Origin of the sequence: Exiguobacterium mexicanum (genome assembly GCF_005960665.1) — a bacterium.
Lineage (GTDB): Bacteria > Bacillota > Bacilli > Exiguobacteriales > Exiguobacteriaceae > Exiguobacterium > Exiguobacterium mexicanum_A.
This window is the reverse complement of the sequence record NZ_CP040676.1, coordinates 709,079-730,681: the sequence shown is the minus strand read 5'-3', so window position 1 is coordinate 730,681 and position 21,603 is coordinate 709,079. Positions and strand designations below refer to the sequence as shown.

The following is a 21,603-nucleotide window of genomic DNA, read 5'->3' as shown; positions in this document are numbered from 1 at the left end:
ACAACCGAGCCGTGTGTGCAGCTCTCTTCTGTCCTTAGTATAACGAACGTCCGAAAAAAAGAGAAGGGATTGCGGTCGCCCGCAATCCCTTCTGCCTCATGTCACGCGTTTTGTTCGTGCAACGCCTCGAGGAGCCCCTCGATATAGTGTTGCGCGTTTTGAGCGGCAATCGATCCGTCGTTCGTCGCGGTGACGACTTGACGGAGCGTCTTGTCGCGTACGTCGCCGGCTGCGAAAATCCCTGGGATCTTCGTCTCCATCGCTTCGTTCGTGACGATATAGCCTTGCTCGTTCGTGATGCCGAGGTCTTTGACGAAACCAGTGATCGGGTTCATACCAATATAGATGAACACACCGTCGATTTCGTGGTCCGACTCGGTCCCATCGACCGTGCTGACGAGACGTGCCCCGCCGACTTTACCATCGGCTTCCACGATCTCTTTGAGCGTGTGGTTCCAGATGAAGTCGATTTTCGGATTGTCGAACGCCCGTTTTTGAAGAATCTTCTGCGCGCGAAGCTCGTCGCGACGGTGAACGATTGTCACCTTGTCAGCAAAACGTGTCAAGAACACGCCTTCCTCGACAGCTGAGTCGCCGCCGCCGATGACGAACAAGTTCTTCCCTTTGAAGAACGCCCCGTCACAGACCGCACAATACGATACACCGCGGCCGCCGAGCTCTTCTTCGCCCGGGACACCGATTTTCTTGTATTGTGCGCCAGAAGCGAGGATGATCGCCCGTGCTTTATAGTCACGGTTGTGCGCGTGGACGACTTTATATTCCGTCTCGTCCGAGATGCTTTGGACGTCGCCATAAGCGTACTCCGCCCCGAATGCTTTCGAGTGGTCGAACATTTTTTGAGACAAGTCTGGGCCGAGGATGCTGTCATAGCCCGGATAGTTTTCGATATCTTCCGTGTTCGCCATCTGTCCACCTGGGATACCGCGTTCGATCATAAGTGTCGATAAGTTGGCACGCGACGCGTAAAGTGCCGCCGTCATTCCGGCTGGGCCGGCCCCGATGATAATGACGTCATAGATTTTTTCTTCTGTCATAATGATTCCACCTCTGCATGAAATTGATTGACTTCAGTATAAGAAACCTAGGGAGGTATCGTCAATCTTTATGCTTGTTCGAGTGTCTGTTTGAACGAACGGATCGTCCCCGTGAGCGTCGCGACGTCGATTCCGAACGTGTCGGCACAGTCGTCGAGGATGAGGGCATCCCGTTTCGCATAGAACATCCAGACGAGAGCCGCGGCCGATGCCGTGACGTCCTCGAACGATGCCCCGGCAAGGAGCAGGAGTGAGAAACGTTCATAGAAGTCGCCGTCGAGGCTCATCTGTTCCGCTTCCGTCACTTCCGTCTCGGCGAGCACGAGGGCCTCATACGCCCGAGCGATCCGAGCGTCACCGGTGAACGGTGCCCCGCAAATCTCAGCACGACATTTCTCGGCGAAGGCGAGCACCGTCTCGTTGTCGGTGATTCCGTTCGTCAACGCGAGTGCTTCAAACGCTTCGTCGTCGGCAAGTTTCGAGATGATTCGGATGATTTCGATGCGAGCCGCGTCTTCTTCTTGGCGCAACCCTTGGACGAGTGCCGAACGGAACTCGAGGTTGTCGCGGATGTCATACGGGCTCGCTTCTTCAAATTGTTTCAACTCGTCACTGTTCAAATAGGTAGCCGCTTCTTCAAGACGCCCGGTCTTGTAGGCGGATACGCTGAGCCAATGCCCGAACAGTGAATCCCCACGGAATCCGCGTTCCTTCAACAGGCGAAGTTCTTCGTACGCGCGGTCATATTGACCGACGAGCGCGAGCGTCGTGGCGAGTTTGTAGCGTAAATCGAACTGGAGCGGACGGACACGTGTCAGCGGGACCGACAGTTGGAGCGCCGCGTCCGATTGTCCGGCTTCATGCAGCAACAGAATCGTGTTCAAGAGCGCATGCAAGTTGCCCGGGTTCTCATCGAGCACGTACTCGAGCGTCTCGAACGCCGCTTCATCGTTGCCGAGATAAAAATTGACGACGGCCAAGTTGTTGAACGCCGGCCAAAAGCGTGGATAGCGATCGATTAACCGTTCGAGCGTCGACTTGGCTGCGAACAGGCGGCCTTTGTCGATATGCTGCTGGGCCTCGGTGTGCCACGTGATCAGCTCGTCTTCCTCGTCATCCTCGAGTTCTTGTTCGAGTTCAATCAGTTCTAACAGGGATTGGACCGAGTCCGCGTAGCGTCCGTGTGCCTCGACTTCGAGGTAGCGGTTTGCATACATCGCTGCTTCTTCATATAAAGAGATATAGGCGCAGTTGCTCGCAAGGTGATATAAGGCCTCTGTTGACGTTTCATCGAGTTCAAGCACCCGTTTCCACACGTCATTGGCGTGGTAGATTTCCCCTACTTCAAATAACAGTTCAGCGTACTGTTTGTGATAGTCGACGCGGTGGGCTGCAGCGGCAGTGGCTTCAGCCATGAAAAAAGTCGCTTCATCTAGGCGACCTTCACGTAACGCACGACGACCTCTATAGTAGTGGAGCTCCGCGGCGAGCGGAGATTCTGGTTCGGGTAGCGTCATTACTGCTTCATAGTTCGCTTCCATATTCTAAATCCTCCACATCATCTCTAAATCTTTTTTTAGTTGCAGGGTTAAGAATACCGCACTCATTCAGTGAGGGCAACTGAAAAACTTAAAAAAAATCGGGACTATATTCCTTCTATAATGAATATATTTTGCTAGGTCGTTCAAATGCTTTTCGACAAAAATATGGAGGTTTCATGTCAGCGCCCATAGACACAAAAGAGCGGTATCGCCTTTAAAAAAAGTGATACCGCCCTAGTAATTTTATGAGGCCCTACATGTCTTGACCTCAAAATGATTTCGCACTAAATTGTGTCTATTTTGTGTCGATGGTATGGAGTTTTGCCCCAACGACGCGCTCTCCGGGCGCGACGTCACGATGGACGACGGCCCCGGCACCGATGACGGCCCGATCGCCAATCGTCACGCCAGGTAAAATCGTCACGTTCGCCCCGATCAACACCTCGTCGCCGATGTGGACGTCGCCAATCCGATACTCGTCGACGAGATACTCGTGACAGAGGATCGTCGAGTTGAACCCGATGACCGTGTTGCGGCCAATCGAAATCCGCTCCGGGAACATGACGTCCGGCGTCACCATGAGGGCGAGCGCGCTATACTCCCCGATTTCCATACCGAGGAACGTCCGGTATAGCCAGCGCTTCGCCTTGACGGACGGGAAGTACCGACCGATCAAGACGACGGTCGTGTTTTTAAAGACACGCAGGAAACGAATCGTCCGATACATCTGCCAGAGCGGATTCGGTCCGTCGAGACGAAACCGTTCCGTCTTACGCATGGACCGTGACCTCGTCGAGCCACGCCTCGAAATGTTCCATCGAGTCGATGATGACGTCCGGTTCGAGCGCTTCGAGGAACGCACGGCCTTTAATGGCCCAGCCGACAGCGACCGTCTTCGTCCCGGCGTTCTTGCCGCTGAAGATGTCCGTGTCGTTGTCCCCGACCATGACAGCGCGGTCCGCCGTCGATCCGAGCGCACGGAGCGCCCGTTCGACCGGTTCGGCGTGCGGTTTCTCATATTCCACATCGTCGGCCGTGACGACCACATCGAACAGATGGTCGATCTTGAACAGACGCAAGCCTTGCTCGACGACGGGACGGCCTTTCGAGGTGACGACGCCCATCTTGTAGCCTTTGGCGTGGAGGCGATACAGCCCCTCGATCACACCCGGATATTCGGCGACGAGCTGGTCGTGCATCGCGATATTGAAGCTGCGATAGAACGCCTGCATCTCTTTCCATTCCGGCTCATTGAGCGCCTTGAACGACTTCTCGAGCGTCGGTCCGATGAACGGGAAGATGTCCTCATCGCGATACGTCTCGTCCGGGAAGTAGTACCCGAGCGTGTGACGGAAACTCGCGATGATGAGCGGGTTCGTATCGAGCAACGTGCCATCCAAATCGAATAGAAGTGTATCCATCAATCAAACAGTCCTTTCTCTGAAGGGTCGTCGTATCGTTTCGCTTTGCGGCGGACGATCATCATGACGACACCGAATACGATCATCGCAATCGAGACGAGCTGGGCCGTCCGAAGGTCACCAACCATGAGGCTATCTGTACGGAGCCCTTCGATATAGAAGCGTCCAATCGAATACCAGACGAGGTACGATAAGAAGATGTAGCCGCGCGGCGGGTTACCGACCATACGCCAGACGACGAGCAAGATGACGCCGAGGATGTTCCAGACGCTCTCGAACAAGAATGTCGGCAAGTAATAAGCGCCGTCGATATACATCTGATTGACGATCCAATCCGGGAGGAAGAGCGTCTCTTTCAAGAAACGGCTCGTCGTCTCGGCACCGTGCGCCTCTTGGTTCATAAAGTTCCCCCAACGTCCGACCGCTTGCCCGAGCAGGAGCGACGGAGCGAGGATATCGGTGATCTTCCAGAACGACATCGACTTGCGCATGCAATAGATGATGACGACGAGCAGCGCTCCAAAGATGGCACCATGGATTGCAATCCCGCCTTGGCGGATGTCGATGATCTGTCCAAGGTTCTCACTGTAGTAGTCCCATTGGAACGTGACGTAATAAATCCGGGCGAAGACGATGCTGATCGGAATCGACCAGATGATGACATCGACGACCCGCTCCGAATCATAATTGAGTCGTTTCGCCTCGAACAAGGCGAGAACGAGCCCGAGCATCGCTCCGAAGGCGATGATCATCCCGTACCAATAGATCGGGAGTGACCCGATTTCAAACGCGACGCGATCAAACGTTGGCTCTACCATTATTCCATGTCTCCTTCGTTATCGTGGATGGCGTTCGCAAGTCGTTCCGCGAACTCTTCAGCCGTGTTGATCCCCATATTTTGCAGGCGATAGTTCATCGCCGCGACTTCGACGATGACGGCCAAGTTACGTCCTGGGCGAACCGGGATGGTGAGTAACGGCACTTCGCTGTCGATGATTTTCATCGTGTTGTGGTCGAGTCCGACACGATCATATACTTTTCCAGCATCCCAGTTTTCAAGGTTGATGATTAAGCTGATCTTTTTGTGTGAACGGACGGCACCGGCTCCGAACAACGTCATGACGTCGATGATCCCGATCCCGCGAATCTCGAGCAAGTGACGGATCAACTTCGGTGCCGAACCGACGAGCAACTGGTCCCCGGTCTGGCGAATCTCGACTGAATCGTCGGCGACGAGGCGGTGACCCCGCTTGACGAGTTCGAGTGCGGTCTCAGATTTCCCGACACCGCTCTGTCCTTTGATGAGCACGCCGACGCCGTAGATGTCGACGAGCACGCCGTGCATCGCGGTCATCGGTGCGAGTTCCATCTCAAGGAAGTTTGTGATCTGTGACTCGATCGATGTCGTCATCGCGTTCGTGCGCATGAGCGGGACGTTCGCCGCCTCGGCTTCTTGTTCAATCTCTTTCGGGATGTCGAAGCCGCGCGTGATGAGGATGCCCGGTGTCAATTCCGTGCATAAAATCTTCGCCCGCTCGCGGCGGCTCTCTTCCGACAAGCTCGCGTAGAACGTGAGCTCGGTCTTCCCGAGCACTTGCAGCCGATTTTTCGCATAGTGGGTATAGTAGCCGGCAAGGACGAGTCCCGGTCGACTGAGGTCCGGTGTGGCGACGGGACGATGGAGTCCCTCTTCCCCGGCGATGACTTGAAGTTTGAAGCGCTCAACGAGTTGAGCCGTGCGTACGATATTTTGCATGAGTATCTGCCCCTTTCACGCTCATTATTGTATCATAGCTCTTCTGGAGAAGCGTCAACGAAAGTGAGCCGAAATGTGTCAAAAAAAAGAGATGAAACTAATTCGTGGCGATTCCGTAGAACGGGTATAGAGGATTAGGGAGGTGAAATCACATGAATTCACTATTTTGGATTGCCATTGTCTTTATTTTTATCGTCGGGATCGCGGCACTCGTCTACTTGGTCAAATCACTGTTTGATATGTGGCGCGAGTATGCGGCGACAAAAAACGAAACGGTGCTCTTATTGTTCATCTTGAACATCGTCGGCCTGTTCTTGTCCGGGTCGCTGTTATCGATGATCGTCGCCATCATCTTCTATTGGAAACGGTCGAAGACGATGCGGAACCTCGGGATTTTCTTACTCATCGCCGGACCGGTCCTCTTCATCCTGTTCATCATCGGCTCATTCACGCTGTATGACGGTCAAATGATGGATTGGGAACAAATGGAGTATCAAATGAATCTATGACATGACAAAAACCCGGAGGCAACCGCCTTCGGGTTTTGTCATGGATGTCTCATTCGCCCGGTACATAGCCGACCACGGTGTTCGTTTCCGTTGATGCTAAAACAAACCCGAAGGCGAGAGGCCTTCGGGTTGTCGGTCATTAAGGCGAGAGGCCTTCGGGTTGTCGGTCATTGCTGATGGAACGGGTTGTTCAAGTCGGCCGGATTGACCGGGTCGACTGGGTCGATTGGTTCCGTCGGTTCGTGTTTGTCCTCTTCGAGGAACGTCGACGGTGTGTGGAGCGAACCGTGTTCGAGGTCGATCGTGCCAGTACGCGTCCCGGCCTCGACTTCGATGCGCGGTGTTTGACCACGGCCCGACAAGAATTCAAGACGACGTTGAGCGACGTCTTTCCGGTCGCGGATGATCTCGAGCTCGTCCAAGTTACAGTGGAGACCACCGAAGTTCGTCTCGAGTTCTCCTTCGACCTCGACGCCGTGCGGCAAGACGAGACGGACGTTTCCGGCGAGCGAGGCGAGCTCGAACTTGGCCGGACGTGCCGTCGCGAGTTCGGCGCGGATGTTCCCGTTGCCGGTCTTGAGCGACGCCTTGTCGTATTTGCCGTTCACGATGACGGCTCCGTTGCCGGTCCGGACGTGGACGAGTTCCGATTCGACCGCTTCGACTTCGACCGTTCCGTTCCCCGTGTTGAGGAGCAGCTCCGAGGCATGTACTTCATGAAGTACGACCCGGCCGTTCGCCGTCTGGATACGAACGCTCTCGACGTCTAGGCCGTCGGCACGGACCTCACCGTTGAGCGTCTGTACGTGTAGGTGATCGAAATGATGATGCGGGACGTACAGTTCGACGTGCGCCCGGACGAGCTTGTCGCGGAGTGACACGACGAGACGGTCACCGATGACCGAATGCTTGACCGCTGACTGGAGCTGTTCGAGCGCCTTGTCCGCGTCCTGCTGACGGAGCGGACGTCCGGTGACAATCAGTTCACACTCGTCGTTGTCCGACGAGACGATCGTCGCCGAGGCGTTGAACAAGTCGAGCGAGATATCTTTCCCGGTGAACGGGAACGATTTCGAATACGTCACTTCCGGCCCGAAGTTCGAGCTGAACGTGAAGTCGCTGTCACGAAGTTTCGTCACGAGCCCTTCGACCGCCGACGTCAGTTTCGTCGTGAGCGACTCGACCGAGTAGGCATCGACCTTCTCCGTCTCTTGACGTTCCTCGAGCGCTTGGACACGCTCAGGCTCCAACTTCTCGAGCCGTTCGAGCTGGGTCATGCCTTCTTCAATCGTCAACTTCCCGTCTTTCACTTGCTGGAGAATCAGTTCACGCATTTCTTGTTTCACTGTTCGTTTCCCCCTTCGATTTGGTCACACGTCAATCATGTTCCCGTTTCTCATCATTTCTATACCTTACTTCCGTTTTCCTGCTTTCGGTTTCGCTCGGGCTGCATCCCGTTCTAACACCGGTTTCAAATACTTGCCGGTGTACGACGCGGCGACTTCGGCGACTTCTTCCGGCGTCCCGGTCGCGACGATCGTACCACCGCCGTCCCCGCCTTCCGGTCCAAGGTCGATCAAGTAGTCGGCCGATTTGATGACGTCGAGGTTATGCTCGATGACGAGCACCGTGTCCCCGTTCTCGACGAGGCGTTGCAGCACTTTCAACAGACGAGCGATGTCGTCGACGTGAAGACCCGTCGTCGGCTCGTCCAAGATGTAAATCGTCTTCCCGGTCGAACGTTTATGGAGCTCGGAGGCGAGCTTGACGCGCTGCGCTTCCCCGCCGGACAGTTCCGTCGCCGGTTGTCCGAGTTTCATATAACCGAGACCGACGTCAAAGATCGTCTGGATCTTGCGCTTGATTTTCGGAATCTTGTCAAAGAAGTCGAGCCCTTCCTCGATCGTCATATCGAGCACGTCGGCGATCGTCTTACCTTTGTACTTCACTTCGAGCGTCTCACGGTTATAGCGTTTCCCGTGACACACTTCACACGGAACGTAAACGTCCGGCAAGAAGTGCATCTCGATCTTGATGATCCCGTCCCCGCGGCACGCCTCACAGCGGCCGCCCTTGACGTTGAAACTGAAGCGGCCTTTCTTGTACCCGCGCATCTTCGCTTCGTTCGTCGAGGCGAACACGTCACGGATATCATCGAACACGCCGGTGTACGTCGCCGGGTTCGACCGCGGCGTCCGTCCGATCGGGGACTGGTCGATATCGATAACTTTGTCGATATGGTCGAGTCCTTCGATCTTCTTATGCTTTCCTGGTTTCGCTTTGGCCCGGTTGATGTGATGGGCGAGCGATTTATACAGAATCTCGTTGATGAGCGTCGACTTCCCGGAACCAGAGACACCGGTGACGGCGATGAACATACCGAGCGGGATCGAGACGTCGACTCCTTTCAAGTTGTTCTCTTCCGCCTTCAAGATCTTCAAGAAGCGCTCATCCGGTACTTTGCGTTCGGCCGGTAGCGGGATGAATTTCTTGCCGGACAAGTATTGGCCCGTCAATGAGTTCTTGTTTTTCATGAGTTGCTTCGGTGTGCCGGCAGCGATGACTTGGCCCCCATGTTCCCCGGCGCCCGGTCCGATATCGATCAAATAATCGGCTTCCATCATCGTGTCCTCGTCGTGTTCGACGACGATGAGCGTGTTGCCGATGTCACGCATCTGTTTGAGCGTCGCGATCAAGCGGTCGTTGTCGCGTTGATGCAACCCGATTGACGGTTCATCGAGGACGTATAGGACGCCCGTGAGCCGTGAGCCGATTTGGGTCGCGAGACGAATCCGCTGCGCTTCTCCACCCGAGAGCGTCCCGGCGGCGCGTGACAACGTCAAATAGTCGAGACCGACGTTGTTCAAGAAGCTGAGCCGCTCACAAATCTCTTGCAAGATGAGACGGGCGATGGCGATATCTTTCTCGCTCAACTCTGTCATGATCGAGTCGAACAACTTGATGGCGTTGACGACGGACAGTGAGGTCACTTGCCCGATATGGTGGCCCGTGATTTTGACGGCGAGCGTCTCTTCTTTCAACCGATAACCGCTACATGTCGGACAAGCGTGTGTCGCCATGTACGTCTCCATCTGTTCACGGATATAATCGGACGTCGTCTCTTTATAGCGGCGCTCGATGTTGCGGAGCACCCCTTCGAAGAAGATCGTGTTCGTCCGGACTTGTCCGAAATCGTTCTCGTAACGAAACAAGAACGACTCTTCGTCCGTCCCGTGCAAGACGAGGTCTTGGTCACGCTTCGACAGACGTTCGAACGGCACGTCCATGTCGATGTCAAAGTGTTTGCACATCGAGGCGAGCAGTTGCGGATAATATTGCGAGCTTGTCGGCTGCCAGGCGACGACGGCGCCTTCCTTCAGCGTCTTCGACGGGTCCGGGATAACGAGTTCCGGGTCGACATCAAGCTTCGTACCGAGCCCGTCACACGTCGGACAGGCACCGAACGGCGAGTTGAACGAGAACATACGCGGCTCGAGTTCGCCAATGGAGAAGCCACAAATCGGACAAGCGTGATGTTCGCTGAACAGGAGCTCGGTGCCGTCCATCTTGTCGATGATGGCTCGGCCGTCGGCAAGGCGAAGCGCCGTCTCGAGCGAGTCGGCAAGACGACCTTCGACGTCAGCGCGGACGACGAGGCGATCGACGACGACTTCGATCGAATGTTTCTTATTCTTATCAAGCTCGATCTCATCGGTCAGTTCGATCGTCTCGCCATTGACACGAACGCGGACGAACCCTTCCTTTTTGAGCGAGTCGAACACTTTGACGTGCGTCCCTTTGCGGCCCGAGACGATTGGCGCCAAGATTTGCAGGCGCGTCTTCTCCGGCAGTTCCATCACTTGGTCGACCATCTGTGAGATGGTCTGGCTCGAGATTTCGATACCGTGACGCGGACAGACCGGTTTCCCGATGCGAGCGAACAACAGACGTAAGTAGTCATAGATTTCCGTCACCGTTCCGACGGTCGAGCGCGGGTTACGGCTCGTCGTCTTCTGGTCAATCGAGATGGCCGGGCTCAGCCCTTCAATCGTATCGACGTCCGGTTTGTCCATCTGTCCGAGGAATTGACGGGCGTAGGCCGATAGACTCTCGACGTAACGGCGCTGCCCCTCGGCGTAGATGGTGTCGAACGCGAGTGACGATTTACCGGAACCGGACAAGCCCGTCAAGACGACGAGCTGGTCCCGTGGAATATCGATATCAATGTTTTTCAAGTTGTTGACGCGCGCCCCTTTGATGACGATCGCATTTTTCTTTTCAGCCATTTAATTCCCTACCTTCAACTCCAAGATTAAGTCACGCAATTCGGCCGCCCGTTCGAACTGGAGGTCGCGGGCCGCTTGTTTCATTTCTTCTTCTAGCTTGGCGATGGCTTCCTCACGTTCAGCCGGCTTCATCGAGCTGAGTGATTCGAGCACATCCTCCTCGGCATCGACCGTTGCCCGGATGACGCCGCGCACTTCTTTACGGATCGTCTGCGGGGTGATGCCGTGTTCTTCATTATAGGCTTGTTGAATCGAGCGACGACGGTCGGTCTCTTCAATCGCGCGCGTCATCGAGTCGGTCATCTTATCAGCGAACAAGATGACGTGCCCGTTCGAGTTCCGCGCCGCCCGCCCAATCGTCTGAATGAGCGATCGGTCCGAACGGAGGAACCCTTCCTTGTCGGCGTCTAGAATCGTGACGAGACTCACTTCCGGGATGTCTAGTCCTTCCCGCAGTAAGTTGATTCCGACGAGGACGTCGTATTTTCCGAGACGCAGGTCACGGATGATCTCAATCCGCTCGAGCGTCTTGATTTCAGAGTGCATATAGTTGACCTTGATGCCCGCTTCACGCAGATAGTCCGATAAATCCTCGGCCATCTTTTTCGTGAGCGTCGTCACGAGGACGCGTTCGTCCTGTTTGATGCGGTCGCGAATTTGGTCCATCAAGTAGTCGATTTGTCCTTTGATCGGATGAATCTCGATCGTCGGGTCGAGCAGTCCTGTCGGCCGGATGATCTGTTCGATCATGTGCGGGGTATGCTCGAGCTCGAACGGACCTGGTGTCGCCGAGATAAAGATCGCTTGCGACAACTTCTTCTCGAACTCGTCGAACTTGAGCGGACGGTTATCTTTAGCTGAAGGCAAGCGGAACCCGTGGTCGACAAGCACTTGCTTCCGGGCCTGGTCACCGTTATACATGCCGCGTACTTGCGGGAGCGTCACGTGCGACTCATCGGCGACGAGTAGGAAGTCTTTCGGGAAGTAGTCGATGAGCGTGTAAGGCGTCGCCCCTGCCTCGGTCAAGTTCAAATGACGCGAATAGTTTTCGATGCCTGAACAGTAGCCCATCTCACGCATCATCTCGAGGTCATAGTTCGTCCGCTGTTCGAGACGCTGGGCTTCAAGCAGTTTGCCTTCCTCGCGGAACTTCGCGAGCTGTTGTTCGAGCTCGGCCTCGATGTTGACGATCGCTTTTTGCAGCTTCTCGTCGCGGGTGACGAAGTGGGACGCCGGGAAGATTGAGACGTGCTCGCGGTCGGCGATGATCTCGCCGGTGAGCGGGTCCATCTCGCGGATGCGATCGATTTCGTCTCCGAAGAACTCGACGCGCAAGCACTGTTCGTCGCGTGACGCCGGGAAGATCTCGACGACGTCACCTCGGACACGGAACCGCCCGCGTTGGAAGTCGATATCGTTCCGCTCATATTGGATGTCGATCAACTTGCGGAGCATCTGATCACGGCCCAACTCTTTACCGACGCGGAGACTTAAGACGAGGCTGTTATATTCTTCCGGGTTACCGAGACCGTAGATGCACGACACGGAGGAGACGATGATGACGTCATCGCGCTCGAACAAGGCCGACGTCGCCGAGTGACGAAGTTTATCGATCTCATCGTTGATCGAGGCGTCTTTCTCGATGAACGTGTCCGTCGATGGGACGTACGCCTCTGGCTGATAGTAGTCATAATAACTGACGAAATATTCGACGGCGTTGTTCGGGAAGAATTCCTTGAACTCCGAATAGAGCTGTCCGGCGAGCGTCTTGTTGTGGGCCAAGACGAGCGTCGGCTTCTTCACTTCTTGGATGACGTTCGATACGGTGAACGTCTTCCCGGTGCCGGTCGCCCCGAGCAACGTCTGGTACCGGTCGCCGCGATTGACGCCCTCGACGAGCTGTCGAATCGCCTCCGGTTGGTCGCCGGCCGGCTTATATTCTGATTGTAAGTCGAACGGAACGCTAATCTTATCCATATATATTCCTCGCTTTCTGTTCCTTGCATATTGACTTGATTATAGCACATACACGAACAAATATTCGCTTCTGACACGCTTCCCAAATCGTTCCGCTTTTCGTTATCATGGAGAGTGAATCTAAGTAGAAACGAGTTGGTCGTCATGTGGTCACTTCTCTTCATCCCGCTCGGTGCCATCGTCGGCGCCTTGTCCGGATTCTTCGGCATCGGCGGCGGGGTCATCATCGTCCCAGTGTTGCTCTTTAGTGGTTATTCGGCAGCAGAGGCCGTCGCCACGTCACTCTTGTTCGTCGTCGGGACGAGCCTGTCCGGCGCGAAGAAACATACGTCGCTCGGCAACGTGTCTTGGTCGACCGGCATCACGGTCGGACTGACCGGCGCCGTCACGGCACAGCTGTCGAGCCGCCTCGTCCTCTCGATCTCGGGGACGTATGATTGGTTACTGAACTTATTTTATCTGGCTATCCTATCTTATTTTGCCGTTACGCTATTAAAGAAAACATCGAAACCGCAGAAGCCGAAAAAATCGACCGTTCTCGCGGGTGTGATGATCGGAGCGATGGCCGGACTATTGTCCGCCCTCCTCGGCATCGGCGGCGGGTTCATCATCGTCCCGCTCCTCGTCAGTTGGCTCGGCTTCACGACGCATCGCGGGGTCGGGACGAGCCTCGCTGCCGTCCTGTTCATCTCGCTCGGCGGACTCGTCGGCTATCTGCCGTCGCTATCGCTCGATTATGTGACGCCGCTTGCGTTGGTCGTCGGGGCGTTCATCGGGGCCCCACTCGGCGCTTCGCTCACGAATCGTTATCACGATAAAGAGATTTCCACCCGGCTCGCCTGGTTGTATGTGGCCGTCATCGTCTCGATCGCGCTCGACCTCGGTGCCGCCCTCTACGCGCCGCTTGCATACGTCAGTTTGGCGATCCTGCTCGCTTTTCTTGTCGGGATTGGACTCGACTTCAGACGGCGTATTGTCAATCAAAACCACTTTTCATAAGAAAAGTGGCTTTTTTTGCATATTCGGTTTTGAAACGCTTACATTTGGGGCATATAATGAAGTGGTAAGCCAAATTTAATATGGAAGGAAGGGAGTATCACATGTCAGCATTCGTCAGCGAAATTATTGGTACAATGCTACTCATCTTGCTCGGTAACGGTGTCGTCGCCGGCGTCGTCCTCCGTCATTCGAAAGCGGAGAACGCAGGTTGGGTCGTCATCACGTTCGGTTGGGGCTTCGCCGTTATGATCGGGGTATACGCAGCCGGAATTTATGGAGGGGCGCACTTGAACCCTGCCGTCACGGTCGGGCTCGCGACAGCAGGCTCATTCCCTTGGGCTGATGTGCCAGCCTACATCTTGGCACAGTTTATCGGGGCGTTCATCGGGGCCGTCCTCGTGTTCGTGCACTACAAACCGCACTATGATGTGACCGACGATCCGGGTGCCAAACTGGCCACCTTCTCGACCGCACCAGGGATTCGTAGCACGCCGTTCAACTTGATCGGGGAAATCATTGGTACGTTCGTTCTCGTCTTCGGAATTTTGTCATTCGGGGCCAACACGTTCACGGACGGCTTGAATCCGCTCATCGTCGGTTTCCTCGTCGTCTCAATCGGTCTCTCACTTGGTGGTACAACGGGATATGCCATCAACCCGGCACGTGACCTCGGGCCGCGGATTGCGCATGCGATTCTTCCAATCAAAGGCAAAGGGACGTCGGACTGGGGCTATTCATGGATTCCGGTCGTCGGACCAATCATCGGGGCGGTCATCGCCGCATTGGTTTACGGCATTCTTGTCCCATAATCTTTCTAATTTCTAAGGAGGCACTCTCATATGGAGAAAGAAAAACGTTATATCTTAGCACTTGACCAAGGAACGACAAGCTCACGGGCCATCATCTTCGACCATGACGGGAAAATCGTCACAGTCGCGCAACGTGAGTTCAAACAATACTTCCCGAAACCGGGCTGGGTCGAGCATAACGCCAATGAGATTTGGGGTTCTGTCCTCGCCGTCATGGCCGAGGCGTTCGGTTCGGCCGACATCGATCCAAAAGAGATCGCAGCTATCGGGATCACGAACCAACGGGAAACAGCCGTCGTCTGGGAGAAGTCGACAGGACGTCCGGTCTATAACGCCGTCGTCTGGCAATCGCGTCAAACAGCCGGTATTTGTGATGAGTTGAAGGAAGCCGGTCATGCCGACTTGTTCCGCGATAAAACGGGTCTCTTGATTGACGCCTACTTCTCAGGCACGAAAGTCAAATGGATTCTCGACAACGTCGAAGGCGCCCGTGAGAAAGCCGAAGCCGGTGACCTCCTCTTCGGAACGATTGACACTTGGCTCATCTGGAAACTGTCAGGCGGCCACGCCCACGTCACGGACTACTCGAACGCGTCACGGACGCTCATGTACAACATCTATGAGCAGAAATGGGACGATGAGTTGCTCGAGATCTTGACGGTACCAAAGTCGATGCTCCCGGAAGTCAAACCGTCGAGTGAAGTGTACGCCAACACGATCCCGTACCACTTCTTCGGCTTCGAAGTTCCGATTGCCGGCGCGGCCGGTGACCAACAGGCTGCCCTCTTCGGTCAGGCCTGCTTCGAGTCAGGAGAAGGTAAGAACACGTACGGTACAGGTTGCTTCATGCTCATGAACACGGGCGAAGAAGCCGTCAAGTCGGACCATGGTCTGCTCACGACGATCGCATGGGGATACAATGGTAAAGTCGAATATGCGCTCGAAGGTTCGATCTTCGTAGCCGGTTCGGCCATCCAATGGCTCCGTGACGGACTCCGTATGCTCAAGTCGGCGAAAGACACGGAACAGTACGCCAACCGCGTCGAGACGACAGACGGCGTCTACGTCGTCCCAGCCTTCGTCGGACTTGGTGCCCCGTATTGGAACTCGGACGTCCGTGGTGCCATCTTCGGCCTCACGCGCGGGACGGAGAAAGAACATTTCGTCCGGGCGACGCTCGAGTCACTCGCCTATCAGACGCGCGATGTCTTGACGGCGATGGAACAAGATTCTGGCATCGAGTTGAAGACGCTCCGCGTCGACGGCGGTGCGGTCAACAACAACTTCCTCATGCAGTTCCAAGCGGACATCTTGGACGTCCCGGTCGAACGGCCTGAAGTGAGCGAGACGACGGCTCTCGGTGCCGCCTATCTCGCCGGTCTCGCCGTCGGGTTCTGGAAAGACCAAGCAGAGATCAAACAACAGTGGAAACTCGACCATCAGTTCGAACCGAAGATGGACGAAGCACACCGCGAAAATCTGTATAAAGGCTGGCAACACGCAGTCGAAGCGACAATGGGCTTCAAACCATCAAAACTTGAACTTTAATTGAACGCACGAAAGGGAGCATCCGCCAAGGATGCTCCCTTTTATAGTTTCCGTAACCGCAGACGCGGGCTCGCCGGTTCGGCGACGAACAAGATGCCGAGCTCGTGCGGGTCGGTCTCGTACATCGCCCGTTGCACGAAACGGATGTCCCCGTTCAAGTTGAGCACCTCGAGCTTGATGTACGGTTTATGCAACTGGAGCGCCTCATAGAAGCTGCTCCCGCCCGTGATGACGGTTCCGTTCACTTTGTAGATCGATTCGCCTGGGATGAGCTGCATCGCCTCGCCCGGTGAGCCCGGGAGCGTGTCGATGATGACCGCTCCTCGGTTGCCGTTGATGAACACCGGCGTCGTCCCTCGATTCTCTCGCTTGATGAGTTGTAGCGCCAACTCATACAACACGAACAGACCGAGCAAGATGTAGGCCGCGTACGGGACGTCGATGGCGTAGGAAGCCCCGAACAAACCGAGGCCGATGAGCGCGAGCAGGCCTCGATACAGGCTCAAGCGGCCGAGGAGCGTCCCTGGGAGTGCTCCCGTCGACAGCAGGCTGACCCCGATTGGGATCGGCAAGATGATCGGCACTGGGCCGTCGAGACCGAAGGATGGGGGTAGGAAGACGACAAGCGGGAAGAACCAGAGTCGTTTGACGACATGCCCGCCGATGAACTGGCCCCGTTTGGACAAGATGAGCGTCGGTGACGTCTCGACCGGACCGTTCCACCGTAAGAGAATCGCCTCCGCGAGCGTCACGACACCGAACACGAGCGCATACACCGGCCAGTCGACCTCGGCCAATCGATCCATCCACCCTGTCAGTCCCCCATACTCGATGACGTCACGAAGCGCGACTGCCGTCAGCATGATCAAAAACGGGAACGCTGGGCTGCTGAAACGCGGGTGCATCGTCAAGACGATAAGCGCGTACAGCACGCTGAACGTCACGACCCATTCCCAGTTGACGGTCGTCTCGAGCAGAATCAGCGCCGCCGAACCGATGACCGCAAGGAGCAGGCTCGGCCATAGAAAATGGCGCCAGTCCGATTTCGGCGAACGCCGACGCGAGCGAAACATGCCCCGCTCCCGTTTGATACGCGTCGTGGATATGTAAGCGAGGGCGACGAGCGTCGCCCAGAGTAGCGGACTACCGATCAAGGTCAACAAAGCAGTAAAACTCATTCGTAGAACGTCCACACTTGTCCAATCCTTTCCCTAATCCTTATTTTGCAGCTTCTTCGAGCGCGCGATTCAATTGGGCATCGTTCGCCTCGTCTTGAATCTCCTCGAGCAAGCGTGACTCGAGCGCCGACGCCGTCGCTTCATTGACGATCCCGTCTTCCGGCAAGTTGTTGTCGGCTTGGAAGGCACTGACGGCACGGCCCATCGTATCACCGAAATAGCCCGGCTGTCCGCCTGGTTCATAGCCGATGCCCGTCAACACGGTATGCAAGTTCGAGACCGCTTCCCCGTAGTCCCCGACTTTGAGCGTATCCGCGTCGGTGAGGATGCGGGTGACATTGAAGTAGTCCGGTTGATTGACCTCGACGTCCGGTTCGATGCCTTTCTCGTTGATCCAGTTCCCGTCCGGTGTGAGCCATTTGCTCGTCGTCAGCTTCAAGTTGCTGCCGTCCTCTAAATCGAACGCCGTCTGGACGACGCCTTTCCCGAACGTCTTGTTGCCGATGATTGTGGCCCCGGCACCTTCTTTGAGGGCCCCGGCCAGAATTTCAGATGCCGATGCCGACCCTTCGTCCGTCAAGACGAACAAGTCGTATGGCTTCGCTTCCCGGGCACGGCCGCTCTGCGACTCGCGCTCCCCATCCGCATTCTCGATTTGGACGACCGGTTTGTTCGTCGGGACGAATCCTTCGGTCATCTCGATGACGGCAGGAAGCAATCCACCCGGGTTGCCTCGTACGTCGATGATCAGGCTATCGATCCCTTCCGATTCGAGCGCCTCGAGCTGCTCTAAAAATTCGTCCGCCGTCGGTTCGGAGAACTGGGTCACCTCGATATAACCAACCTTTTTCCCGTCCTGTTTTTTCACTTCCGAGTAGACGGTCTCGATCGGAATCGTATCGCGTGTAATCTCGTAGTCGGCCTCTTGTCCGCCGCGGCGGATCGTGAGCGTGACGACGGTCCCTTTCTCGCCCCGGATGAGCTGAACCGCCTCTTCGACGGCCATCCCTTCAATCGATTCCCCGTCGACCGCCGTGATGACGTCGCCGGCCCGGAGTCCTGCCTCTTCGGCCGGTGCGCCTTTGATTGGAGCGACGATTAATATGTCTTCTCCTTTCTTCTCCAAAGTCGCGCCGATTCCTTCAAAACTCGACTCGATTGAGTCGGTGAACTGTGACGTCTCTTCGGCGTCGAGGAAGTCCGAGTACGGGTCGTCAAGCGCTGCCGTCATCCCGTCGAGGGCACCGGTCAATAAATCCTCTTCCGAAATATCCTTCAATGAATGCGTCTCGATCAATTGCCGGACTTGGTCGACCTTGTCCCAGCCTTCTGCCTTCGGTTGAATCGGCAGCGCCGTATCCGTAAACGCCATCGTCGCGAGCCCTGCACCGGCCCCGGCGACGAACGTAGCGCCGGCTAGTAATCCTGCGGTTGTATTTTTCACGGGTGATTCCCTCTTTTCTCTTTGTCAGTCTTTCATTCAGTATAGCAAAAAGTTCAGAAAAACGGACGCGTTCCACAAATTTGGAACACGTCCGTCTCATCAGTAACCGATATAAGGACCCGGGTCGACCGCATTCGGTTGCCCTGGCGCCCATTGTCCGCGATGTAATTCGAAGTGGAGATGCGGTCCCGTCGACCAGCCCGTGTTGCCGAGCGTACCGACGGTCTGGCCAGCGGACACCGTTTGCCCAGACGAGACCGTGATCGAGTCGAGATGGGCATAGACGGTCGTCCAGACGGCCCCACCGACGATGTGGGAGACGAAGACGACGTTGCCGTATCCGGTCGCCGGCGCCGCCTTGATGACGATGCCTGGTGCCGCCGCGACGATCGGTGTCCCGGTCGCATTGACGAGATCGATGCCGCGGTGCGACTCCGCCACGCCTGTCAATGGGTTTTGGCGAGGACCGAACGGGCTCGACACGTAACCGGACACCGGACGGACGAACGAGGTCGCCGGCCCCGACACGTTCGTCGGGGCTTCCGCAGGCGGTGGGGGCGTCGGTGCTGGTGAGGCCGTGGCCTTCTCGTCCGACTGTCCTTTCGCTTCCGCTGCAGCTGCGGCTTTGGTCTCGGCCTGTGCTTTCGCCTCGGCTTCCGCCTTCGCCCGTGCTTCCGCTTCGGCTCGGGCCTGCGCTTCGGCCGCTTCTCGTTCCGCCGTGACGATCGCTTCGAGCTGTCCGGCGATGATGCGGCTCTGTTCGTTCATGAGCGCCTGCTCTTCGGCACGGCTCATTTTTTCAAGTTCGAGCAGTTCGACCTGTTCGTTCAGCTCCGACAACAAGTCGTGCTTCTGTTCGGCGGCGACGTCGAGCGCTTGTTTCGTCACGACGAGCTCACGTTCTTTTTGTTTCAAGAATGACAGCTGCGTCCGCTGCCGTGCTTCGAGCGCTTCGAGCCGCTCGACTTCACTCATGTAACTATGTATGAGGTCCCGGTCCTGATCGGCAATCGTCTGCGCGGTCAACAGCCGCGTTACCAAGTCTCCGAATGAACGGGACTCGAAGACGACTTGGAGATAGGACTGGTCCTCATGTACTTGAAGCACACGAAGACGCTCACTAAGGAGCGCCTTCTGGCTGTCGAGGTACTGCCCTTGGGCAGTGAGTTGATCACGGGTTTCCTCGAGCTCGGTGCGCGCCGCGTCCGCTTCTTCCTGTTGGACGGCGATCTGTTCACTTAAGCCTTCGAGACGTTCATTGACGGCACGGATTTCTGTCGTGACCGCATCACGTTCCGCCTCGGTGATGTCGAGCTCGGCGTCCGTCTCGTCTTGCGCTTTCTTGGATTCCTCCAATTGATTGGATAAACGATCTTGTCGTGCTTTCAGCGTGTCTTTCTCCGTCGCCCATACAGGCGAGGCAAGTAGCGTCAAACTCAATCCAAGCGCAAGCGAACGTTTCATCCGCCAACTCCTCCTCATATTTAAATTAGATTAGACTTTCAAGAATCGACCGAGCGATGTCGTCGAACCCCAGATCCCGATGAAAGCACCGAGCGCTAAGAGGACGAGCGACACTTGTGTCGTCAAAATCGATGGATCAATCAATTTAAATATATCACTATTCAGTTGATCTAGCGATGGTTGTAAAGCACTATATGCGACATCATAACCGAAGTAGATGACGGCGATCGGGATGAGCGCACCGAATACACCGAGGAGAAGTCCTTCGATGAAGAACGGCCAGCGAATGAAGCTGTTTTTCGCTCCGACGAGACGCATGATCTCGATTTCGCGACGGCGTGAGAAGATCGTCATCTTGATCGTGTTCGAGATGAGGAACATCGCCATGAGCGTGAGACCGACGATCAACGCAAGTCCGCCGATGCGAATCCCGTTGAAGAAGGCGAACATCTTGTCGATATAGTCCTGTCCATATGTGACCTTATCGACGTTATCAAGTGACTGCACCGAATTAGCGACCTTCTCCGTGTTGAGCGGGTCTGACGCCTTGACGATATAGCGGTCGTGGAGCGGGTTGTCCTTCTCGACCGTTCCGTAGGCATTCGCATCTTCACCAAGCTGGTTACGGAAATTCTCTAATTCATCCTCTTTCGAGCTGAACGTGACCGATTCGACGCCTGGAATCTGTTCTAAGTTCTCGCCGAGCTTCTCGACGTTCGCTTCCTCCGCGGTCCGGGTGACGAATACTTGAATCTCGACGTCGTTCTCGACGTTCTCTGAAATCTCATTGACGTTGAACATGACGAGGGCGAATACCCCGACGAGTAACAAGGTGATGGTAACGGCACTGATGGCCGCGAACGTCATCCAACCGTTGCGTAGTGTTCCTTTGAATCCTTCGCGCAGATGACGGAATCCACTTTTAAATATCATAACCATATGCTCCTTTCTCTTCATCGCGTACGACTTTCCCGTTCTCGATCGCGATGACGCGATGGCGGATCTTGTCGACGATATCACGGTTGTGGGTCGCCATAACGATGGTCGCCCCGCGACGGTGAATCTCTTGGAACACTTCCATGATGCCCCAAGCCGTGTCCGGGTCTAAGTTACCCGTCGGCTCGTCGGCGATGATGAGCTTTGGCTTATTGACGATGGCCCGAGCGATCGATACACGCTGTTGCTCCCCACCCGATAGTTCATCCGGATAGTTGCGCGCCTTGTGTTTCAGTCCGACAAGGTTCAACACGTCCATGACCTGCTTGCGCATCGTGTTCGTGTCGGCCTGTACGACTTCGAGAGCGAACGCGACGTTCTCATATACCGTGAGTGACGGCAACAACTTATAGTCTTGGAAGATGACGCCGAGTTGACGGCGTAATTTCGGGACGTGGCGGTTTTTCAACTTGCCGACGTCAATCCCGTCAATCATGAGCTGACCGCTCGACGGTTTCTCCTCCCGATAAATCATTTTCATGAACGTCGATTTCCCGGCGCCGGATGGTCCGACGACGTATAGAAATTCGCCGTCTTCGATCTTCAAATCGAGGTCGTCGACTGCGACGACGCCGTTTGGATATACTTTGCTGACTTTTTGCATCGATATCATAACGTAT

Annotated in this window: 18 protein-coding genes; 4 read left to right on the top strand and 14 right to left on the bottom strand. The window is 55.7% G+C overall.

What is annotated here, in order from left to right; translation table 11 throughout:
- Nucleotides 1-101 precede the first annotated feature (101 nt).
- From trxB to hprK, 6 genes are all read right to left on the bottom strand, one after another.
- On the bottom strand, nt 102-1,055 hold the full coding sequence (gene trxB, locus FED52_RS04210; RefSeq protein ID WP_029595052.1) for a thioredoxin-disulfide reductase: 954 nt from the start codon (nt 1,053-1,055) through the stop codon (nt 102-104).
- A 68-nt stretch (nt 1,056-1,123) separates the two neighbouring features.
- Complete coding sequence (locus FED52_RS04205; RefSeq protein WP_240731306.1) at nt 1,124-2,596, bottom strand: tetratricopeptide repeat protein; 1,473 nt, start codon at nt 2,594-2,596, stop codon at nt 1,124-1,126.
- Nucleotides 2,597-2,891: 295 nt separating this feature from the next.
- Entirely contained in the window at nt 2,892-3,374 is a 483-nt protein-coding gene (locus FED52_RS04200) for an acyltransferase (RefSeq protein WP_034778539.1), read from the bottom strand.
- Nucleotides 3,367-4,017 (bottom strand): pyrophosphatase PpaX, encoded by a 651-nt coding sequence (gene ppaX, locus FED52_RS04195; RefSeq protein WP_034778540.1) that lies wholly within the window; start codon nt 4,015-4,017, stop codon nt 3,367-3,369. The genes FED52_RS04200 and ppaX overlap by 8 nt, the downstream gene beginning before the upstream one ends.
- Nucleotides 4,017-4,835 carry a prolipoprotein diacylglyceryl transferase gene (gene lgt, locus FED52_RS04190; RefSeq protein WP_138859070.1) on the bottom strand — a complete coding sequence of 273 codons (819 nt, stop codon included), beginning with the start codon at nt 4,833-4,835 and terminating at the stop codon, nt 4,017-4,019. Before lgt ends, ppaX begins: the two co-directional genes overlap by 1 nt.
- Complete coding sequence (hprK, locus tag FED52_RS04185; RefSeq protein ID WP_138859069.1) at nt 4,835-5,773, bottom strand: HPr(Ser) kinase/phosphatase; 939 nt, start codon at nt 5,771-5,773, stop codon at nt 4,835-4,837. The genes lgt and hprK overlap by 1 nt, the downstream gene beginning before the upstream one ends.
- A 152-nt stretch (nt 5,774-5,925) precedes the next feature.
- Here hprK and FED52_RS04180 point away from each other — a divergent pair, with 152 nt between their 5' ends.
- Nucleotides 5,926-6,282, top strand: coding sequence for a hypothetical protein (locus tag FED52_RS04180; protein ID WP_029595046.1), 357 nt, complete (start codon nt 5,926-5,928; stop codon nt 6,280-6,282).
- Between the two features lie 167 nt (nt 6,283-6,449).
- On the opposite strand, the gene FED52_RS04175 is transcribed toward FED52_RS04180, so the two are convergent.
- From FED52_RS04175 to uvrB, 3 genes are all read right to left on the bottom strand, one after another.
- Complete coding sequence (locus tag FED52_RS04175; RefSeq protein WP_138859068.1) at nt 6,450-7,628, bottom strand: DUF4097 family beta strand repeat-containing protein; 1,179 nt, start codon at nt 7,626-7,628, stop codon at nt 6,450-6,452.
- A 66-nt stretch (nt 7,629-7,694) separates the two neighbouring features.
- Nucleotides 7,695-10,568, bottom strand: a complete 2,874-nt coding sequence (gene uvrA / locus FED52_RS04170) for an excinuclease ABC subunit UvrA (protein WP_138859067.1) — start codon at nt 10,566-10,568, stop codon at nt 7,695-7,697.
- Complete coding sequence (gene uvrB, locus FED52_RS04165) at nt 10,569-12,545, bottom strand: excinuclease ABC subunit UvrB (protein WP_431189072.1); 1,977 nt, start codon at nt 12,543-12,545, stop codon at nt 10,569-10,571.
- A 144-nt stretch (nt 12,546-12,689) separates the two neighbouring features.
- Between uvrB and FED52_RS04160 the strand changes: the two genes are divergently transcribed.
- The 3 genes from FED52_RS04160 to glpK all read left to right on the top strand — a co-directional run bounded on the left by FED52_RS04160 (nt 12,690) and on the right by glpK (nt 15,901).
- A complete protein-coding gene (locus FED52_RS04160) occupies nt 12,690-13,544 on the top strand; it encodes a sulfite exporter TauE/SafE family protein (RefSeq protein WP_138859066.1) in 855 nt (284 codons plus the stop codon).
- 101 nt (nt 13,545-13,645) lie between these two features.
- Complete coding sequence (locus tag FED52_RS04155; protein WP_029334585.1) at nt 13,646-14,353, top strand: MIP/aquaporin family protein; 708 nt, start codon at nt 13,646-13,648, stop codon at nt 14,351-14,353.
- A 30-nt stretch (nt 14,354-14,383) separates the two neighbouring features.
- Nucleotides 14,384-15,901, top strand: a complete 1,518-nt coding sequence (gene glpK, locus FED52_RS04150; RefSeq protein WP_029595040.1) for a glycerol kinase GlpK — start codon at nt 14,384-14,386, stop codon at nt 15,899-15,901.
- 41 nt (nt 15,902-15,942) lie between these two features.
- On the opposite strand, the gene FED52_RS04145 is transcribed toward glpK, so the two are convergent.
- The 5 genes from FED52_RS04145 to ftsE all read right to left on the bottom strand — a co-directional run bounded on the left by FED52_RS04145 (nt 15,943) and on the right by ftsE (nt 21,596).
- Complete coding sequence (locus FED52_RS04145) at nt 15,943-17,079, bottom strand: PDZ domain-containing protein (RefSeq protein ID WP_138859065.1); 1,137 nt, start codon at nt 17,077-17,079, stop codon at nt 15,943-15,945.
- A gap of 40 nt (nt 17,080-17,119) precedes the next feature.
- The gene (locus FED52_RS04140; protein ID WP_138859064.1) at nt 17,120-18,523 is read right to left on the bottom strand and encodes a S41 family peptidase; all 1,404 of its coding nucleotides are present in this window, start codon (nt 18,521-18,523) and stop codon (nt 17,120-17,122) included.
- A 99-nt stretch (nt 18,524-18,622) separates the two neighbouring features.
- Nucleotides 18,623-19,987 (bottom strand): murein hydrolase activator EnvC family protein, encoded by a 1,365-nt coding sequence (locus FED52_RS04135; protein ID WP_138859063.1) that lies wholly within the window; start codon nt 19,985-19,987, stop codon nt 18,623-18,625.
- Nucleotides 19,988-20,017: 30 nt separating this feature from the next.
- Nucleotides 20,018-20,920, bottom strand: coding sequence for a permease-like cell division protein FtsX (gene ftsX / locus FED52_RS04130; RefSeq protein WP_058764154.1), 903 nt, complete (start codon nt 20,918-20,920; stop codon nt 20,018-20,020).
- Nucleotides 20,910-21,596 carry a cell division ATP-binding protein FtsE gene (ftsE, locus tag FED52_RS04125; RefSeq protein ID WP_138859062.1) on the bottom strand — a complete coding sequence of 229 codons (687 nt, stop codon included), beginning with the start codon at nt 21,594-21,596 and terminating at the stop codon, nt 20,910-20,912. Before ftsE ends, ftsX begins: the two co-directional genes overlap by 11 nt.
- Between the last annotated feature and the right edge of the window lie 7 nt (nt 21,597-21,603).

What these genes read in the sequence shown, in the direction of transcription:
- lgt (WP_138859070.1), bottom strand. Translation starts at nt 4,835, where the DNA reads ATGGTAGAGCCAACGTTTGATCGCGTCGCGTTTGAAATCGGGTCACTC.
- uvrA (WP_138859067.1), bottom strand. Translation starts at nt 10,568, where the DNA reads ATGGCTGAAAAGAAAAATGCGATCGTCATCAAAGGGGCGCGCGTCAAC.
- trxB (WP_029595052.1), bottom strand. Translation starts at nt 1,055, where the DNA reads ATGACAGAAGAAAAAATCTATGACGTCATTATCATCGGGGCCGGCCCA.
- FED52_RS04145 (WP_138859065.1), bottom strand. Translation starts at nt 17,079, where the DNA reads ATGAGTTTTACTGCTTTGTTGACCTTGATCGGTAGTCCGCTACTCTGG.
- FED52_RS04205 (WP_240731306.1), bottom strand. Translation starts at nt 2,596, where the DNA reads ATGGAAGCGAACTATGAAGCAGTAATGACGCTACCCGAACCAGAATCT.
- FED52_RS04135 (WP_138859063.1), bottom strand. Translation starts at nt 19,987, where the DNA reads ATGAAACGTTCGCTTGCGCTTGGATTGAGTTTGACGCTACTTGCCTCG.
- glpK (WP_029595040.1), top strand. Translation starts at nt 14,384, where the DNA reads ATGGAGAAAGAAAAACGTTATATCTTAGCACTTGACCAAGGAACGACA.
- FED52_RS04180 (WP_029595046.1), top strand. Translation starts at nt 5,926, where the DNA reads ATGAATTCACTATTTTGGATTGCCATTGTCTTTATTTTTATCGTCGGG.
- uvrB (WP_431189072.1), bottom strand. Translation starts at nt 12,545, where the DNA reads ATGGATAAGATTAGCGTTCCGTTCGACTTACAATCAGAATATAAGCCG.
- FED52_RS04155 (WP_029334585.1), top strand. Translation starts at nt 13,646, where the DNA reads ATGTCAGCATTCGTCAGCGAAATTATTGGTACAATGCTACTCATCTTG.
- ftsX (WP_058764154.1), bottom strand. Translation starts at nt 20,920, where the DNA reads ATGATATTTAAAAGTGGATTCCGTCATCTGCGCGAAGGATTCAAAGGA.
- ppaX (WP_034778540.1), bottom strand. Translation starts at nt 4,017, where the DNA reads ATGGATACACTTCTATTCGATTTGGATGGCACGTTGCTCGATACGAAC.
- ftsE (WP_138859062.1), bottom strand. Translation starts at nt 21,596, where the DNA reads ATGATATCGATGCAAAAAGTCAGCAAAGTATATCCAAACGGCGTCGTC.
- hprK (WP_138859069.1), bottom strand. Translation starts at nt 5,773, where the DNA reads ATGCAAAATATCGTACGCACGGCTCAACTCGTTGAGCGCTTCAAACTT.
- FED52_RS04160 (WP_138859066.1), top strand. Translation starts at nt 12,690, where the DNA reads ATGTGGTCACTTCTCTTCATCCCGCTCGGTGCCATCGTCGGCGCCTTG.
- FED52_RS04200 (WP_034778539.1), bottom strand. Translation starts at nt 3,374, where the DNA reads ATGCGTAAGACGGAACGGTTTCGTCTCGACGGACCGAATCCGCTCTGG.